Source organism: Bacillus sp. AFS077874 (genome assembly GCF_002566505.1).
Taxonomy (GTDB): Bacteria; Bacillota; Bacilli; order Bacillales; family Bacillaceae_G; genus Gottfriedia.
The window spans coordinates 1-810 of record NZ_NUYF01000039.1 but is presented as its reverse complement, the minus strand read 5'-3'; the positions used below and the strand labels follow the sequence as shown (position 1 = coordinate 810).

1 protein-coding gene is annotated in these 810 nt (G+C 33.7%); it reads right to left on the bottom strand.

The genetic code is table 11. The features are described 5' to 3' along the window. Positions 1-810: bifunctional 3-deoxy-7-phosphoheptulonate synthase/chorismate mutase (locus COJ46_RS19515; protein WP_141540910.1), on the bottom strand; the 810-nt coding region annotated here is incomplete at both ends.

The following is an 810-nucleotide window of genomic DNA, read 5'->3' as shown; positions in this document are numbered from 1 at the left end:
AATAGGTACTGCTGAGATATCTAATGTATTTCTTGTAGCTTTCTCGTAAGTACGAATTCCTCTTTCACAAAGAATAATTTGGTCATTTCCTTGCGAAATAATGTATTCTGCAGCATTTATAAATTCTTCAATTGTTGCTGAAAGTCCACGTTTTAATAATACAGGTTTATTTACTTGACCAACGGTTCTAAGTAAATCAAAGTTTTGCATATTACGTGCACCGATTTGAATTACATCAACATATTCTAAAGATCTTTCAACATCATTTGGATTTAGTATTTCACTAATTACTGCTAAATCAAATTCATTTGCCACTTCTCTTAAAATTTGTAGTCCTTCGTATCCAAGTCCTTGGAAATCGTATGGAGAAGTTCTAGGTTTAAATGCACCGCCTCGCATCATTGTTAAACCTTGTTGTTTCATAGCTTGTGCTACTGCACGTACTTGTTCGTAGCTCTCAACTGCACATGGCCCCATAATAAATGATTGAGAACCATCACCAAGAACAATATCATTTTTCACTTTAACAATTGTATTGTCTGGCTTTTTCTTTCTTGAAACTAAAAGAGCTTTTCTGTGATCATCCTCTTGTAGTTCTAAGCTTGCTTGGAAGATTGTCTTGAAAATATGTTGTAAAGTTGAAGTTTCAAATGGACCTTCATTTACATTTGCAATCATATCTAACACTTCACGCTCACGAACTGGATCGAAACGCTTAATACCATGTTTAATCTTTTGCTGACCAATTTCTTGAACAACTTTTCCACGCTCGTTTAATAATTCAACGATTTTTAAATTAATCTCATCAAC